The sequence below is a fragment of the Streptomyces sp. NPDC002144 genome (genome assembly GCF_053593695.1).
The window spans coordinates 59,442-75,283 of the sequence record NZ_JBSFDB010000020.1; the positions used below are offsets into that span (position 1 = coordinate 59,442).

The following is a 15,842-nucleotide window of genomic DNA, read 5'->3' on the forward strand; positions in this document are numbered from 1 at the left end:
GTCAGGCGCGGAGGGCTTCGACCGCCCGCGCGAGGGCGTGCGGCACATCCGGTACGAGCGTGTGCGCCCCGTCGCGTACGACATGCCGTCCGCCCACGATCGTGTGCCGTACGTCCGCTGCCGTCGCCGCGAATACGGCCGTCTCGGCGCCGAGCCTGGGCAGCGGGCCCGCCGTCCTGACCGAGTCCAGCGCGATCGTCGTGAGGTCGGCGAGCGCGCCCTCCTCGATGGTGCCCGCCTCGTCCCAGCCGAGGGCCGCGTGACCGTCGGCGGAGGCGGCGCGCAGCAGGGCCGCCGCCGTCCAGTGGCCGCGGGCGCGGGTGCGCAGGCGCTCGTTCAGCTCCATCGCGCGTGCCTCTTCGAGCAGGTCGACGACGGCGTGGCTGTCGGAGCCGAGGGAGAGCGGGGAGCCCTGCTTCTGCAGTGCCACGGCCGGGCCGATGCCGTCGGCGAGGTCCCGCTCGGTGGTCGGGCACATGCAGGTGCCGGTGCCGCTGCCACCGATCAGGGCGATGTCCTCGTCGGTGAGGTGGGTGTTGTGGACACCGGTGGTTCGCGGGCCGAGGACACCGTGGTCGGCGAGCAGCCGGGTGGGTGTGCAGCCGTGGGCGGCCTGGCAGGCGTCGTTCTCGGCGGTCTGCTCGGACAGGTGCACATGGAGCGGTGCCCGCCGCTCCTCGGCCCAGCGCGCCACCGTCGCCAACTGCCCGGCGGGCACGGCCCGTACGGAGTGGACGGCGGCCCCGATCCGTGCGTGATCCCGTTCCTTGAGAAGTGAACAGCGTTCGGCCCAGGCCTCCGCATGGCCGTCGGAGAAGCGCAGCTGGTGCGTGTTGGGCGCCTCGCCGAAGCCGGAGGAGAGGTAGGCGGTGTCGAGGAGGGTGATGCGGATGCCGGCCTCGGCGGCGGCCGCGACGAGCGCCTCGCCCATCGCGTTGGGGTCGGCGTAGGGGGTGCCGCCGGGGGCGTGGTGCACGTAGTGGAACTCGCCGACGGCGGTGATGCCGGCCAGGGCCATCTCGGCGTACACGGCGCGCGCGAGGGCGTGGTAGGTCTCCGGGGTCAGCCGGTCGGCGACGGAGTACATGACCTCGCGCCAGGTCCAGAAGGTGCCGGAGCCGACCTGGACGGTGCCGCGCAGGGCGCGGTGGAAGGCGTGCGAGTGGGCGTTGGCGAGGCCCGGGAGGGTCAGTCCGCGCAGGATCTCGGCTCCGGGGGGCGGACTCGGGACGTCCGTGCGGACGGTGGTGATGCGGCCGCTGTCGATGCCGAGGGCGACGCCCGGCTCGACGTGGGTGTCGAGCCAGGCGTGCTCCAGCCAGTACGTCTGCGTCACGTGCAGGCCAGTCCTTCCAGTACGTCGGCGAGTGCGAGCACCCCGGCCACGCAGTCGTCCTCGGCCGCGTACTCGGCCGGGGAGTGCGAGACACCGGTGGGGTTGCGCACGAACAGCATGGCGGTGGGGATGCGCCCGGAGAGGATCCCGGCGTCGTGTCCGGCACCGGTACCCAGGACGGGCACCCTCAGGTCCGTGTCCCTGCCGAGGATCCGGGCGAGTTCGTCGCGCAGCGCGTGGTCGAACTCGACGACGGGCGTGAAGGACTCCCGGACGACGTCGAGGTCGATGCCGTGCGCCTCGGCGTAGGAGCGGGCGGCCTTCTCGATGCCGCCGACGACGGTGTCGAGGGTGGCCTGGTCCTCGGCCCGGGAGTCGAGCCAGCCGCGCACCAGGGAGGGGATGGCGTTGACGCCGTTCGGCTCGACCGCGATCTTGCCGAAGGTGGCGACGGCACCGGCGAGTTCGGCCTCGCGCCGGGCGGCGAGTACGGTCTCGGCGTACGACAGCATCGGGTCGCGCCGGTCCACCAGCCGTGTCGTGCCGGCGTGGTTGGCCTCGCCCCGGAAGTCGAACCGCCAGCGTCCGTGCGGCCAGATGGCGCTGGCGATGCCGACGCGGTCGCCGGACAGGTCCAGCGCGCGGCCCTGCTCGACGTGCAGCTCGACGAACGCGCCGATGCGGCCGAGCCGCTCGGGGTCGGCACCGATGGCCTCCGGGTCGTACCCGGCGGCCTCCATGGCCCGGGGAAGGCTGATGCCGTCCCCGTCGGTCAGCCGATGCGCCTGTTCGACGGTGAGCTCCCCGGCGGTGAGCCGGGACCCGACGCAGGCCAGCCCGAACCGGGCGCCCTCCTCGTCACCGAAGTTGACGACAGCGAGGGGCCTGGTGAACTCCACTCCCCTGCGGCGGAGTTCGTCCAGGGCGGCGAGGGAGGACACGACCCCGAGAGGCCCGTCGAAGGCACCCCCGTCGGGCACGGAGTCCAGATGGGAACCGGTGACGACGGCGTCCCCCGCGGTGGGGTCACCGAGCCAGGCCCACTGGTTCCCGTTCCGGTCGACCTCGTACGTCAGCCCGCGCGCCTCAACCTGCGCCCTGAACCACTCCCGGCACTCGAGGTCCGCCCCGCTCCAGGCGAACCGCCGGTAGCCGCGGGACTCGGGGTGCCGCCCGATGGGAAGCAGCTCGCGCCACATCTCCTGGAAGGAGGGTGCGCTGCCGCCGGCGGAGCTCTGCGTCACGCGTCGTCACCCTCGCGCATCGGCACTCGCACGCCCCGCTCGTCCGCCACCGTCTCGGCGATGTCGTAGCCCGCGTCGACGTGCCGGATGACGCCCATGCCGGGGTCGTTGGTCAGCACGCGGCGGATCTTCTCGCCGCCGAGCTTCGTGCCGTCGGCCACCGTCACCTGGCCGGCGTGGATGGAGCGGCCCATGCCGACGCCGCCGCCGTGGTGGATGGAGACCCAGGACGCACCCGAGGCCACGTTGACCATGGCGTTCAGCAGCGGCCAGTCGGCGATCGCGTCGGAGCCGTCGAGCATGGCCTCGGTCTCCCGGTAGGGGGAGGCGACGGAGCCGCAGTCGAGGTGGTCGCGCCCGATCGCCAGCGGAGCCGCCAGCTCGCCCGAGGCCACCATGTCGTTGAACCGCTCGCCCGCCTTGTCCCGCTCGCCGTAGCCGAGCCAGCAGATGCGCGCGGGCAGGCCCTGGAAGTGGACCCGCTCCTCGGCCATCTTGATCCAGCGGGCGAGGGACTCGTTCTCCGGGAAGAGGTCCAGGATCGCCTTGTCGGTCTTGGCGATGTCGGCCGGGTCGCCGGACAGCGCGGCCCAGCGGAAGGGGCCCTTGCCCTCGCAGAACAGCGGGCGGATGTAGGCCGGGACGAAGCCCGGGAAGGCGAACGCGCGCTCGTATCCGGCGAGTTGGGCCTCGCCACGGATGGAGTTGCCGTAGTCGAAGACCTCGGCGCCGGCGTCCATGAAGCCGACCATGGCCTCGACGTGCCGGGCCATGGACTCGCGGGCTCGGGTCGTGAAGCCGGCCGGGTCCTTGGCGGCGGCGTCGGCCATGTCCTCGAAAGCGATGCCGGTCGGCAGGTACGACAGCGGGTCGTGCGCGGAGGTCTGGTCGGTGACGATGTCGATCGGGGCGCCCTCGGCGAGCATCCGCGGCAGCAGCTCGGCCGCGTTGCCCAGCAGGCCGATGGAGAGCGGGCGGCGGGCGTCACGGGCCTCGGTGGCCAGCTGGAGGGCGTGCTCCAGGCTGTCGGCCTTCACGTCGAGGTAGCGGTGCTCGATGCGGCGGTCGATGGCGCGCGGGTCGCAGTCGATGCAGATGGCGACGCCGTCGTTCATGGTGACCGCGAGGGGCTGGGCGCCGCCCATGCCGCCGAGGCCGGCCGTGAGGGTGATGGTCCCGGCGAGGGTGCCGCCGAACTTCTTCGCGGCGACGGCGGCGAAGGTCTCGTAGGTGCCCTGGAGGATGCCCTGGGTGCCGATGTAGATCCAGGAACCGGCGGTCATCTGGCCGTACATGGTCAGGCCGAGGGCCTCCAGGCGGCGGAACTCCTCCCAGTTGGCCCAGTCGCCGACCAGGTTGGAGTTGGCGATGAGGACGCGCGGGGCCCACTCGTGGGTCTGCATCACGCCGACCGGGCGGCCGGACTGGACCAGCATGGTCTCGTCCTGCTTGAGGGTGCGCAGGGTGCGGACCATGGCGTCGAAGGAGCGCCAGTCGCGGGCGGCCTTGCCGGTGCCGCCGTAGACGACGAGCTTGTCGGGGTGCTCGGCGACCTCGGGGTCGAGGTTGTTCTGCAGCATCCGCAGGGCGGCCTCCTGCTGCCATCCCAGGGCGCTCAGTTCCGTACCGCGCGGCGCTCGTACGGGGCGGGGTCCTGACATGGTCTGCCTCCTAGCGGATTGCTCCCAGTGAACTGTTACTGCGGTTATTCACATCCTGACGCCCTGAATAGAACTAGTCAATACATCCGTGGGCCAGCATCGGCCCACCGGAGGTGTTTGGCTGGGACCACACGGACGAGGACGGCGGAGAACGGGGGACGGTGTGGAGGACAGGGACGGAGTCGGGGCCGGGCGTGCGGCGCGGCGGGACGAGGCGGTGCGGGCCGCCGTGGAGCAGGGGCTGCTCGGGCCGGACGCTCCCATCGTCGGCCTGCTGGACGTCGAGGGCATCCGGGAGTCGGCCGCGCAGCTGCGGGCGGCGTTCGACGCGGTCGTGGCGCCCGGCACACCCGTGCTGCACGCCTTCGCGGTGAAGGCGACCCCGCTGGTGCCGGTGCTGCGGCTGCTGCACGAGGAGGGCCTGGGCGCCGAGGTGGCGAGCCCGGGCGAACTGGCGCTGGCGCGGGCCGCGGGAGTGCCGCCGAGCCGTACGGTCCTGGACTCGCCCGCGAAGACGCCGGCCGAGCTGCGCGAGGCGCTGGCGCTGGGGATCGCCGTCAACGCCGACAACCCGCAGGAGCTCGGCCGCATCGACGCCCTCATGCGGTCGGCCGACAGCCGTTCCCCGCTCGGGATCCGGGTGAACCCGCAGGTCGGCGGCGGGTCGATCGCGGCGACCTCGACCGCGACGGCGACCTCGAAGTTCGGGGTGGCGCTGCGCGACGAGGGGGCGCGGGAGTGGGTGGTGCGGGCGTACGCCGAGCGGCCGTGGCTGACGCGGCTGCACGCGCACACCGGCTCCCAGGGCATCCCGCTGTCGCTGATGGCGCAGGGCGTGGGCGAGGTGTACGCGCTCGCGGAGGAGATCAACCGGCGGCTCGGACGGCGGCAGATCGACACCCTGGACATCGGCGGCGGACTGCCGGTCGACTTCGGCTCGGACGCGGCGACGCCGACGTACGCCCAGTACGCGCGACTGCTGGACGAGACGGTGCCCGGGCTGTTCGACGGACGGTACGGGCTGGTGACCGAGTTCGGACGGTCGCTGCTGGCCAAGCACGGGACGGTGGTGGCCCGCGTCGAGTACGCCAAGAGCGCGGGCGGGCGGCCGGTCGCGGTGACGCACGCGGGCGTGCAGGTGGCGACGCGGACGGTGTACGTACCGGGGTCGTGGCCGCTGCGGATCGCCGCCTACGACGCCAAGGGGCGGCCGAAGGAGGGGCCGCACGTGGTGCAGGACATCGCCGGACCGGCGTGCTTCGCTGGCGACCTGCTGGCCGAGGGGCGGGCGCTGCCGCTGCTGGAGCAGGGGGACTACGCGGCGGCGCTGGACACGGGCGCGTACTACTTCGCGCACCACTACGCGTACAACTCCCTCGCCCGGCCCGCCATTCACGGCTTCGCTCCGGACGGGTCCGGGGGCATCGGTTTCGCGGTCGTGCGCGAGGCGCAGACCCCGGCCGAGATCGTCGCCGAGGCGGGAGGGGCGCACGCCCGCGCGCTCACCACCCTGCGCGCCCCCGGCCGCCGTTGAAACGGTACGGCGGACATGCAGGTCAACCCGTGTGAAAACAGGGTCAGTTGACCTACCTTAGCGGCCCGCAGCATGTTCCACCGGAAAATGCCCGATCCCTCACCCGTCGCGCACACGTTGCGTAGTTTCGGCGTCACTCAGCCGAACCCCAGGCGGGAGGGGAACCGCGGTGCCCGGAATCGACGAGTGTCTGCTGGAAGCCATGCGACTGCCCGGTGCCCGAGGCGCCGCGCTGATCGACTGGACGAGCGGGCTGGCCCTGGGCACCGTGGGCGAGTCCCCGGGCGGTGACCAGGAGACGGCCGCGGCGGAGGCCGCCGAGATCGCCCGGCTGGCCGCCGAGCAGCACGCCTTCGCGCCGGACGACGATCCGGAGGCACCGGCGGCGGCCGACACGGAGCTGCCGGTGGAGGACCTCATCGTCAGCAACCGGGACAGCTATCACCTGCTCAGGTTCGTGGGCTCGTCCTTCGACGGCAGCGTCTTTCTGCATCTGTGGCTGGCGCGCGCGGAGGGCAATCTGGCGCTGGCCCGCATCCGGCTGGGCGAGATGGCGGAACGGCTGGTGCTGGCATGACGGTCGTCCGGACCACCGAACCCCCGCGGCTGCCCGTGCGGGACAAGGCGGCCGCCCGCGCCCGGGGCTGGGGCGGGGTCTCGCCGATGCTGACCCGGCTCGCCGCCGAGCGGGCCACCGGCGTCCTGGTCCGCGAGCACGGCACGCTGCACCTCGCCGAGGGCCTGGTCGTCCAGGCCGAGAGCCGGCACGCGCCCGGACTCGGCGCCCTGCTCACCGCGCACGGCACGCTCGCCCCGGAGGCCTGGCACCAGGCGGTCAACGAGGCCGCCGACCACCACCGCGTCGGCCGCCATCTGGTCGACGCCGGGCATCTCCCGCTCGGCGCCCTGGAGTTGTGCCATCTGGCGGCGCTGTACGACGCGGCGTACTTCGTCCTGGCCCCGAGCAGCACTCCGCCCCGCTTCCGTTACGGGCCCGTCCACTGGCTCGGTTCCGTCCGCCCGGTGCCGGTGGAGGCGCTGGAGCGCGAGACGCTGCGCCGCCGTGACGTCCTGCACCGCATCTGGCCGCACCCCGGCATGGACGGCATCCCGCTGGCCCGGACGCACCTGCCGGGCACGCCCGCGCTCACCCGCCGTCAGCTCGCGGTCCTGGAGCTGGTCGACGGCGTCCGCACGGCCACGGACATAGCGCGCACGCTGGGCCACCTGGCCTTCCACACCCTGGTGGACGTACGGCGGCTGACGGCGGCCGGGGTCGTGACCACCGCCGCCCCGGCCCGTGTCCAGCCACCGCCGGGCGGCACCCGCGACGCCTCGGACCGCGGGCAGCCACCGCCACCCCCCGACCAGCCCCCGACGGTCCACGCCCAACTGCCCGGCCGGGGCCGGTCACCGCAGGGCCGTGGGCAGCCGCCGCGGCCGGACCCGGCCGGGGCGGACGGCTACGCACCGCCCGTCCCCGCCGAACCGCTGCCGCCCGATCCCCACATCACCTTGCTGAAGAGGCTCAGAGATGCGCTGGAGGCCCTTTGAGAGGAGTCACCGGATGGCCGCCGACCCCCACATCCTGGACGAGCTGCGCCGGCTGAGGGCCCGGGTCCCGCAGCTCACCGGCGCGCTCGCGACCGGCCCCGACGGAGCCGTCCTCGCCCAGGACACCCCGGGCGTCGACCCCAGGGCCACGGCCGCGCTCACGGTTCAGGCGCACGCGGCCGCCTCCGAGCTCGCGGACGCCACGGGCCAGGGGGAGTTCCGCGAGCTGCTGGTGCGCGGCGTGTACGGCTACGCGGCGACCTTCGCGGCGGGCGGCGCCCCCACGGCCGTACTGACCCTGCTCGCCCAGGACCGGGTGAACGTGGGCCGGCTGCTGCTGGAGGGGCGCCGGTCGGCCGCCCGGGTCGCCGAGCTCCTCGACAGCCGTACGGCGGCGGCGAACCGGGCCGCACCGGCCAAGCAGCCGGCCAAACCGGCCGCCAGGACGGCGGCCGCACGAACCAGAACCCCGCGCGCGGCACGCACGACGACCAACGCGCGCACCACCGAATAGTCGACCCGCACGGTCGACACAGTCGAGAAGACAAGGGAACGAGGAATCACAACCATGGCCAACACCGAGACCACGCTGAAAGAGTGCCTCGCCTCCATCGAGGGCGCGACCGGCGTCGCGCTCGTCGACTACACCAGCGGCATGGCGCTCGGCACGCTGGGCGGCGGCAAGACCTTCGACCTGAACGTGGCCGCCGCCGGCAACACCGACGTCGTCCGCGCCAAGATGCGCACGATGGAGCACCTGGGCCTGAAGGGCCAGATCGAGGACATCCTGATCACGCTGTCCGACCAGTACCACCTGATCCGTCTGATCAGCGGCCGGGGCGGCAACGGCCTGTTCATCTATCTGGTGCTCGACGGCAAGCGGGCCAACCTGGCGATGGCCCGCCACCAGCTGCGGAAGATCGAGGAGGAACTGGAGGTCTGACCCTCCCCCGCCCCTCCGGCTAGACGAGCGCCGCGGTACGGCGACGCGCCCCGCCCGGGGCCGCGTCGCCGGCCGCGATGCCCGTGCTGCGGTAGGCCTTGACCGCCTTGCCGGCCGGGCGGCCGCCGTTGCCGGCGAGCCAGTCGACCCGGACCCACAGCAGCGCGTCCTCGGCCCGCTCGAGCCGCCCCAGCCAGGCCGCCTTCAGCCGCAGCCCGGTACCGGCCCCGGCGAGCAGCATGCCGCCCGCGGCCGGCACGACGAACGAGGCGGCCAGCGCCACCACGAACGCCAGCAGCAGCCACCAGCGGTGCCCGCGCCGCCAGGTGCGCACACTCACCGCCCGGTCCTGCAGCACGTCGTGCTTGCCGGCGCGGACCGCCGAGCGGGCGAGGGCCGCGTAGCGCCTGCGGCGGGTGTACGACACCAGGGCCGCCGCGACGAGGAACAGCGCCGCCCCGGCCATCACCCCGATCCGCCGCCCCGTGACGCCCGGCACCAGCACCCCGACACCGGCCGCGAACACCCCGGCCCACCACAGCGGCGCGGCTCCGGCGCGTACGACGACAGCCACCCGAGCCAGTCCCAGACCTCCGCGTGCCACGTTCCGCCTCCTCTTCGTCCTGGCACAGTCCTGTGGGGCGAAGGCTAACGAGCGAATGTGAGACGACTCTGAAAAGACGACTCCGAAAGCGCGCTCCTACTCCACGAACAGCCCGCGCGCCGCCGCCCTGGCGTCGAACTCCTCCAGGCGGGACTGGGCGTCGGGCAGGTCGTCGCACATGGCCTCCAGCAGGACCCGGCCGAGCAGCATGGGCGCGCAGGCGGTGTCGAACGCGAGGCCGGTGCCGACGGCGGCGGGCAGCAGGAGGTCGGAGACCTTGGCGACCGGCGCGAAGGCGGAGTCGGCCACGGTCACCACCGTCAGCCCGGCCTCCTTGGCGAAGGCGAGGGTGTCGACCACCTCGCGCGGATGCCGGGGCAGCGCGAAGCAGAGCAGGGCGCTCGCACCGGCCAGCACGGCGGCCTCGATGCGGTCCTGGATCATCGTGCCGCCCTCGTTGAGCAGCCGGACGTCCGGGTGGACCTTGGCGGCGAAGTACGCGAAGCCGTAGGCCTGGGAGGCAGCGGCGCGCAGGCCGAGGACGGGGAGGGGACGCGAGGCGGCCAGCAGGCGCCCGGCCCGCTGCACGGGCCGCGGGTCGGCGAGCAGTTCGGCGAGGTTCCGCAGGTTCTCGATCTCGGCCTCGACGGCCTGCTGGTACTCGTTGTAGGAACCGGGCCGGTCCGTCGGCTCGGCGGGCGCGACCTCGCGCAGATGCTTGCGCAGGGCCGGGTAGCCGTCGAAGCCGAGGGCGACGGCGAAACGCGTCACGGACGGCTGGCTGACCCCGGCCAGCTCGGCCAGCTCCACGCTGGACAGGAACGGCACGTCGGCCGCCCGCCGCACCATGCTGTGCGCGATGCGCCGCTGGGTCGGCGTCAGACGGTGCCCCTCGAAGAGCGCCTGCAGCCGCCCTGCGGGACTGTCCGTCACACCCGTCTCCCTCTCCACGCCCATCACTCGCTCCCCCTCCAGATCTCCGTGAACCGGTCGAGCAGTGCGGCCGCCGCCGTCACGTCGTCCGTGAGCGGCCGGTCGGCCTGGTCCTCCTGCAGTACGGACTCCGCGAGCCGGAACGCTCGGCCGACCGGAAGGTCCGGCTCGGGCCTGAGGTCGCGCTGGCGCAGCGCCCGTACGGCGGCGACGAGTTCGCAGCCGACGACGAGCCGGTACGCGCGGCAGGCGCGCCCGGTCTGACGTGCGGCGAGCGAGGCGAAGCTGGCCTGTTCCTCGACGCCCCGGGAGAGTACAGCGTGCCCGAGCGAGGCGGGAGCGGAGAACGCGCGCAGTTCGCCGAGGGCGGCCCCGGCGGCGTACTCGAGGATCATCACACCGGAGGAGGCCGGCTCGTGGTCGGCGAGGAACGGGCGCAGCCGGGTGTAGGCGGGCTCGTTGAGGGTGGACAGCCGGGAGGTGGACAGCCGGGCCACCTGGGTCAGGGCCAGCCGGAAGTGGTCCAGGGCGAGGGCGAGCTGGGCCTGGTAGAAGCCACCGTGGTGGTAGGCGGCCATGTCCTCGGGTGAGATGAGGGGGTTCTCGGCCGCCGCGTTGATCTCTATCGCCAGCACCTCCTCCAGGGCGTCGGCGGCGTCGTGCGCCGGGCCGTGGATCTGCGGCAGGCAGCGGAAACCGTAGGGGTCCTGGATCCGGCCGAGCGGCGGGGTGGGCCGGTCGGCGGCGCCGATCAGCTCCCGCATCCGCGCGGCGACCCGGGCGCTCCCCCGGTGCGGGCGGGCGGCGTGCACGGGGGCGGCGTACGCCTCGTGCGAGCCGTCGACGGCGAGCAGCGACAGCGCGGCGACGACCTGGGTCGCCTCGACCAGCCCGCGCAGCTCGTACAGGGCGAGCGCCGACTGCCCGAGGGTGAGGGCGTTACTGCTGATGAAGGCCAACGCGTCGTTGTTGTCGAGCGGTTGAGCCTCGGGAGCCCCACCCACACCGGCAACGGAAGCGACAGCCGGAGCGGCGGTGGCGCCGGACCCCGGAGAGCCGCCCGCACCGGACCCCGGAGCACCGGCCGCGCCGGACCCGGGGGTGCCGGCCGCACCGGCCCCCGGAGCACCGATCGCAGCCGACCCCGGAAGGTCGGCCGCACCCGACCCCGAAGCTCCCATCGCACCTGACCCCGGAACGCCGGCCGCGCCGGACCCGGGAAAGCCAGCCGCGCCTGAACCCGGAATATCGGCCACACCGGACCCCGAAGCTCCGGTCGCAGCCGACCCCGGGTTGCCAGCCGCACCGGACCCTGGAACGCCAACCGCACCCGACCCCGAAGCTCCCATCGCACCTGACCCCGGAACGCCGGCCGCGCCGGACCCCGGAATGCCAGCCGCACCCAACCCCGGAACGCCAACCGCACCCGGCCCCGGAGCACCGGCCGCAGCCGACCCCGGAACGCCAACCGCACCCGACCCGGGAAAGCCAACCGCACCGGAACCCGGAGCTCCGGTCGCACCTGACCCCGGAATGCCGGCCGCCCCCGCCCCGGGGGCGCCCGGCTCCCGCCACGGATGCTCTCCCGCGAGCGCCAGTCCGACCTGGGCCAGGGCCGCGATGTCGCCGGTGCCGACCGAGCCGAACTCGTTGACGACCGGGTGGACGCCGTTCTCCAGCGCCTCGCACAGAGCCGTCACCACCGTCGGCCGCAGGCCCGCCCCGCCGGCGAGGAGCTGGTTGGCCCGTACCGCGAGCATGGCGCGCACCTGCCGGGAGGGCAGTTCGTCGCCGATCGCGCCGGCGTGGCTGCGCAGCAGCCTCAGACCGTGTTCGGCGGCCGCCTCGGTGGGCACGTCCTCGTTCCGGTTGGCGCCGACGCCGGTCGAGCGGCCGTAGACGCGACCGGTCGCGGCGATCTGCCGGGCCGCGTCCCAGGACTCGGTCACCCGCTTCATCGCGTCGGTCCCGGGCACCGGCCGCGCCGTGCCGTCGGCGAGGCGCACGACGTCCGCGACGCCCAGCCCAATCCCGTCGAGGACCACGAGCCCCGTGTGCACAGCTTCCGAAGTGTCCACGATCCGAGACGACATCAAGCCCAAATCCTTCCCAATACGGACACCTGATCTTGCTGTGCGGTCATCCGTTACCTCGGATTAACACCAAACCGTTGACAAGCTATTCAGCTACCAAGAACTCTGCATGACGTTATACAGCCGGGCAAGGGACAACTCATGATCCAGTTCGACGCGGTGCACAAGCGCTTCCCCAACGGCACGACAGCAGTACACGACCTCTCCCTGGAGATGCCGGAAGGCGGCGTGACCGTCCTCGTCGGATCTTCCGGTTGCGGCAAGACGACCACCCTCCGAATGATCAACCGGATGATAGAGCCGACCTCGGGCACCATCCGGGTCGGCGGCAAGGACGTGACCCGGCAGGACGCCGCCGAGCTGCGGCGCTCCATCGGGTACGTCATCCAGCAGTCGGGCCTCTTCCCGCACCGCACGGTGCTGGACAACGTCGCCACCGTGCCGCTCCTGCTCGGCTGGAACCGCAAGAAGGCCCGCGCCCGCGCCGCGGAGCTGCTGGAGACCGTGGGTCTGGCCGCCGACGCCGGCAAGCGCTACCCGCACCAGCTCTCCGGCGGCCAGCAGCAGCGCGTCGGCGTCGCCCGCGCCCTGGCCGCCGACCCGCCCGTCCTGCTCATGGACGAGCCCTTCGGCGCCGTCGACCCGGTGGTGCGCACCCAGCTCCAGGACGAACTGCTGCGCCTGCAGAAGGAGTTGAGCAAGACCATCGTCTTCGTCACCCACGACGTGGACGAGGCCGTCCGCCTCGGCGACCAGATCGCGATCTTCCGCACCGGCGGCCACCTGGTCCAGTGCGCCACCCCCGCCGAGCTTCTCGCCCGCCCCGCCGACGACTTCGTGGCCGGCTTCCTCGGCGCCGAGCGCGGTCTGAAGCTGCTGTCGCTGAAGACCCTCGCCGACGTCCCGCAGGGCCCGGCGCCGGAGGGCGGCACCTGGACCCTCGTCCTCGACGAGCAGCGCAGGCCCCGGCACTGGGCGTCGAAGGAGGCCGAACTCCCCGTACGACCGCTGCGCGACACCGACTCGCTGCTGTCCGCGCTCGACGAGTCCCTCGCCTCCCCCACCGGCCTGGTCGCCCGCGTCGACGCGGACGGCGTCCTCACCGGGGTCTCCTCCCGCGACCACATCCACGAGCACGCGGGCCGGGCGCACACGGAAGCGCGGGTGGCCGCATGACCATCGACTGGTCGTGGATCGGCGACCACACCGACGACCTGACCTCCCTGACGTTCTCCCACCTCCAGGCCGCCATGACCGCCGTCTTCTTCGGCGTGCTCATCTCGCTGCCGCTCGCGGTGATCGCCCACCGGATCCGTCCGCTGCGCGGCTTCCTGCTCGGCGTCTCGAACGTCCTCTTCACGATCCCGTCGATCGCGATCTTCGTGCTGCTGCTGCCGGTCAGCGGACTGACCCGCACGACCACCGTCATCGGTCTGACCGTCTACACCCTGGTCGTGCTGCTGCGGAACACCGTCGAGGGCCTCGACTCGGTCCCCGCGAAGACCAAGGAGGCGGCGAAGGCCATGGGCACGCGCCCGCTGCGCACGCTCCTCACGGTCGAGTTCCCGCTCGCCCTCCCCGTGATCATGGCGGGTGTCCGTATCGCCACGGTCATGTCGATCTCGCTGGTCTCGGTCGCCACCTACATCGGCGACGGCGGCCTCGGCCAGCTCTTCACCGACGGCTTCCAGCGCGACTTCCCGACCCCGGTGATCGTGGGCGTGGTCCTCACCATCCTGCTCGCCGTGGTCGCGGACGCCCTGCTGGTGGCGCTCCAGTACGTGCTGACCCCGTGGCGCAGGAGGCGGGCCTGAGATGTACGAGCTCTTCAAGAACCTCGGCAAGTGGCTCACCAGCGGCGCGAGCTGGTCCGGGACCGACGGCATCGCCCACCGCCTCGCCGAGCACCTCCAGTACTCGCTGCTCGCGACCCTCATCGCCGCCGCGATCGGCCTCCCGCTCGGCCTGCTCATCGGCCACACCGGCAAGGGCGCCTTCGTAGCGATCAACCTCGCGTCCTTCGGCCGCGCGCTGCCGACCGTCGGCCTGGTCGTGCTGGTCTTCCTGGCCGGCGGGCTGTCGATGCTGCCGGTGTACGTCGCCCTGGTCGCCCTCGCGGTCCCGGCGATCGTGACCAACACCTACGCCGGGATGACCGCTGTGGACCCGGATGTGAAGGACGCGGCCCGCGGCCAGGGCATGCGGGGCCACCAGGTCCTGTTCCAGGTCGAGCTGCCCCTCGCGCTCCCCCTGATCATGACCGGACTGCGGCTCGCCCTCATCCAGGTAGTCGCCACGGCCACCATCGCCGCGTACGTCTCCTTCGGCGGCCTCGGCCGCTACGTCTTCGACGGCCTCGCCCAGCGCGACCTCGTGCAGGTGCTGGGCGGCGCGGTGCTGGTCGCCGTGGTCGCCGTCGTCCTCGACCTGGCCCTGTCGGGCCTGCAGCGCTTCCTCTTCCGCCACCGCACCGCCTAGGGAACCCCCGATCATGAACCGACGCACCCTCCTCGGCGGCCTGTTCGCGGCCGCGTCCGTCCCGGCCCTGTCCGCCTGCGCGAGCGGCATCACCTCGCTCGACAGCCAGGGCTCCACGTCCGGCGGCGGTGGCTCCAGCAAGAGCGGCATCACCATCGGCACCGCCAACTTCACCGAGAACCAGGTCCTCGGCTACCTCTACGCGGCCGTCTTGCAGGCCGCCGGCGTCAAGGTGAAGGTCCGCCCCAACCTCGGCACCCGGGAGATCGTGATCCCCGCGCTGAAGGCCGGCGACATCGACCTGCTGCCCGAGTACCAGGGCGCCCTCCTGAACTACCTCGCGCCGAAGGACAACTCCTCGGAGCCCGGCACCATGCAGAACGCGCTCACCCTCGCGCTCCCCGCCGGCCTCCAGGTGCTCCCCTACGGACAGGCGGCCGACTCCGACTGCTTCGTCGTCACCCGGGCCACCGCCCGCAAGTACGGTCTGACCACCCTCGCCGACCTGGCCAAGCAGAACGGAAAGCTGGTCATCGGCGCCGCGCCCGAGGTGAAGAAGCGCCGGGTGGGAGCGGTGGGCCTGAAGGACTTCTACGGCGTGGAGTTCAAGGAGTTCAAGTCCCTGGACTCGGACGGTCCGCTGGTCAAGGGCGCCCTGAAGAAGGGCGACGTCGACGTGGCGAACCTCTTCACCACCGACACCGACATCGCCGCCAACGGCTGGGTGGTGCTGGCCGACCCGAAGAACCTCATCCCCAGCCAGCACATCGTCCCGCTCATCGCCGACCGCAAGTCCGACGACACGGTCCGCAAGGCCCTGGCCAAGCTCGGCAACATCCTCACCACCGAGCAGCTCACCCAGCTCAACAGCCGGGTCGACAACGACAAGAAGGACCCCGAGGACGTGGCCAACGCCTACGCCAAGCAGCATGGCCTGGTCTGATCCCCAGCCCGAACAGGGGGGCTAACCCCAGTGCGGCGGGCGGCGCGGCTCCTTACCGTGGATTGTCATGACGGGAATGGAGACGAGCATGGACGCGCGGGACGCCGAGCTCAAGAAGGAGCTCAACGCCACTCTGCAGGCCCGCAGGGAACTGGGTGAGGAGTACGAGTCCGCCCTGGTCGACTCGTTCCTGGAGAAGGTCGACCAGCGCATCGACGGGGCGGTGGAGCGCCGGGTGCGGCGGCAGATGGCCGAGCAGCAGATGGTGGTGGCACGGGGGGCGCGGGCGCCGAAGCCCACCGACTCCTGGGGCGAGCGCTTCGGCTTCGGCATCGTCTCGCTGGTGCTGGCGATCCCGCTGTCCGCGATCGGCGGCGGCATCGCACACCTGCCCGGCCTGCTGGTCGCCTGGGCGGGGATCGTCGGCGTCAACGCCTTCTCGGCGGCCCGCGTCAACCCGGGCCTGTTCGGCGGGCGCCGAAAGCGCGACAAGGACGAGGACCGCTGGGAAGAGTGACT

16 protein-coding genes are annotated in these 15,842 nt (G+C 72.8%); 10 read left to right on the forward strand and 6 right to left on the reverse strand.

Features of this window, described 5'->3' with window-relative positions; all coding sequences use genetic code 11:
- Nucleotide 1: 1 nt before the first annotated feature.
- The 3 genes from ACWCQ1_RS27880 to hutU are packed head-to-tail and all read right to left on the reverse strand — an operon-like array spanning nt 2 to nt 4,241.
- Nucleotides 2–1,342, reverse strand: a complete 1,341-nt coding sequence (locus ACWCQ1_RS27880; protein ID WP_358592922.1) for a formimidoylglutamate deiminase — start codon at nt 1,340–1,342, stop codon at nt 2–4.
- Complete coding sequence (locus tag ACWCQ1_RS27885) at nt 1,333–2,535, reverse strand: allantoate amidohydrolase (protein ID WP_451027660.1); 1,203 nt, start codon at nt 2,533–2,535, stop codon at nt 1,333–1,335. Before ACWCQ1_RS27885 ends, ACWCQ1_RS27880 begins: the two co-directional genes overlap by 10 nt.
- A gap of 41 nt (nt 2,536–2,576) precedes the next feature.
- Entirely contained in the window at nt 2,577–4,241 is a 1,665-nt protein-coding gene (gene hutU / locus ACWCQ1_RS27890) for a urocanate hydratase (RefSeq protein WP_133045961.1), read from the reverse strand.
- A gap of 163 nt (nt 4,242–4,404) precedes the next feature.
- On the opposite strand from hutU, the gene ACWCQ1_RS27895 reads away from it, so the two are divergent.
- The 5 genes from ACWCQ1_RS27895 (at nt 4,405) to ACWCQ1_RS27915 (ending at nt 8,272) form a co-directional block, all read left to right on the forward strand.
- Complete coding sequence (locus ACWCQ1_RS27895; protein ID WP_451027624.1) at nt 4,405–5,775, forward strand: diaminopimelate decarboxylase; 1,371 nt, start codon at nt 4,405–4,407, stop codon at nt 5,773–5,775.
- Between the two features lie 169 nt (nt 5,776–5,944).
- Complete coding sequence (locus ACWCQ1_RS27900) at nt 5,945–6,352, forward strand: hypothetical protein (RefSeq protein WP_133045959.1); 408 nt, start codon at nt 5,945–5,947, stop codon at nt 6,350–6,352.
- The gene (locus tag ACWCQ1_RS27905; protein ID WP_358592809.1) at nt 6,349–7,329 is read left to right on the forward strand and encodes a transcriptional regulator; all 981 of its coding nucleotides are present in this window, start codon (nt 6,349–6,351) and stop codon (nt 7,327–7,329) included. Before ACWCQ1_RS27900 ends, ACWCQ1_RS27905 begins: the two co-directional genes overlap by 4 nt.
- Nucleotides 7,330–7,342: 13 nt before the next feature.
- On the forward strand, nt 7,343–7,843 hold the full coding sequence (locus ACWCQ1_RS27910) for a roadblock/LC7 domain-containing protein (RefSeq protein WP_358592807.1): 501 nt from the start codon (nt 7,343–7,345) through the stop codon (nt 7,841–7,843).
- Nucleotides 7,844–7,897: 54 nt separating this feature from the next.
- Nucleotides 7,898–8,272, forward strand: a complete 375-nt coding sequence (locus tag ACWCQ1_RS27915) for a roadblock/LC7 domain-containing protein (RefSeq protein WP_133045956.1) — start codon at nt 7,898–7,900, stop codon at nt 8,270–8,272.
- A 19-nt stretch (nt 8,273–8,291) separates the two neighbouring features.
- Here the strand turns inward: ACWCQ1_RS27915 and ACWCQ1_RS27920 are convergent, their stop codons facing one another.
- The 3 genes from ACWCQ1_RS27920 to ACWCQ1_RS27930 form a co-directional block, all read right to left on the reverse strand.
- The gene (locus tag ACWCQ1_RS27920) at nt 8,292–8,876 is read right to left on the reverse strand and encodes a hypothetical protein (protein WP_451027625.1); all 585 of its coding nucleotides are present in this window, start codon (nt 8,874–8,876) and stop codon (nt 8,292–8,294) included.
- Between the two features lie 96 nt (nt 8,877–8,972).
- Complete coding sequence (locus ACWCQ1_RS27925) at nt 8,973–9,833, reverse strand: MurR/RpiR family transcriptional regulator (protein ID WP_133045954.1); 861 nt, start codon at nt 9,831–9,833, stop codon at nt 8,973–8,975.
- A complete protein-coding gene (locus ACWCQ1_RS27930; RefSeq protein WP_451027626.1) occupies nt 9,833–11,887 on the reverse strand; it encodes an aromatic amino acid lyase in 2,055 nt (684 codons plus the stop codon). The genes ACWCQ1_RS27925 and ACWCQ1_RS27930 overlap by 1 nt, the downstream gene beginning before the upstream one ends.
- Nucleotides 11,888–12,043: 156 nt before the next feature.
- Here ACWCQ1_RS27930 and ACWCQ1_RS27935 point away from each other — a divergent pair, with 156 nt between their 5' ends.
- The 5 genes from ACWCQ1_RS27935 (at nt 12,044) to ACWCQ1_RS27955 (ending at nt 15,840) form a co-directional block, all read left to right on the forward strand.
- Nucleotides 12,044–13,078: an ABC transporter ATP-binding protein gene (locus tag ACWCQ1_RS27935; protein WP_133045952.1), complete on the forward strand. Its 1,035-nt coding sequence runs from the start codon at nt 12,044–12,046 to the stop codon at nt 13,076–13,078.
- A complete protein-coding gene (locus tag ACWCQ1_RS27940) occupies nt 13,075–13,716 on the forward strand; it encodes an ABC transporter permease (RefSeq protein ID WP_358592800.1) in 642 nt (213 codons plus the stop codon). Before ACWCQ1_RS27935 ends, ACWCQ1_RS27940 begins: the two co-directional genes overlap by 4 nt.
- Before the next feature lies 1 nt (nt 13,717).
- On the forward strand, nt 13,718–14,380 hold the full coding sequence (locus ACWCQ1_RS27945; RefSeq protein WP_133045950.1) for an ABC transporter permease: 663 nt from the start codon (nt 13,718–13,720) through the stop codon (nt 14,378–14,380).
- 13 nt (nt 14,381–14,393) lie between these two features.
- Nucleotides 14,394–15,323: an ABC transporter substrate-binding protein gene (locus ACWCQ1_RS27950; RefSeq protein WP_358592797.1), complete on the forward strand. Its 930-nt coding sequence runs from the start codon at nt 14,394–14,396 to the stop codon at nt 15,321–15,323.
- Between the two features lie 88 nt (nt 15,324–15,411).
- Nucleotides 15,412–15,840, forward strand: coding sequence for a hypothetical protein (locus tag ACWCQ1_RS27955; protein ID WP_208781090.1), 429 nt, complete (start codon nt 15,412–15,414; stop codon nt 15,838–15,840).
- Nucleotides 15,841–15,842 lie beyond the last annotated feature (2 nt).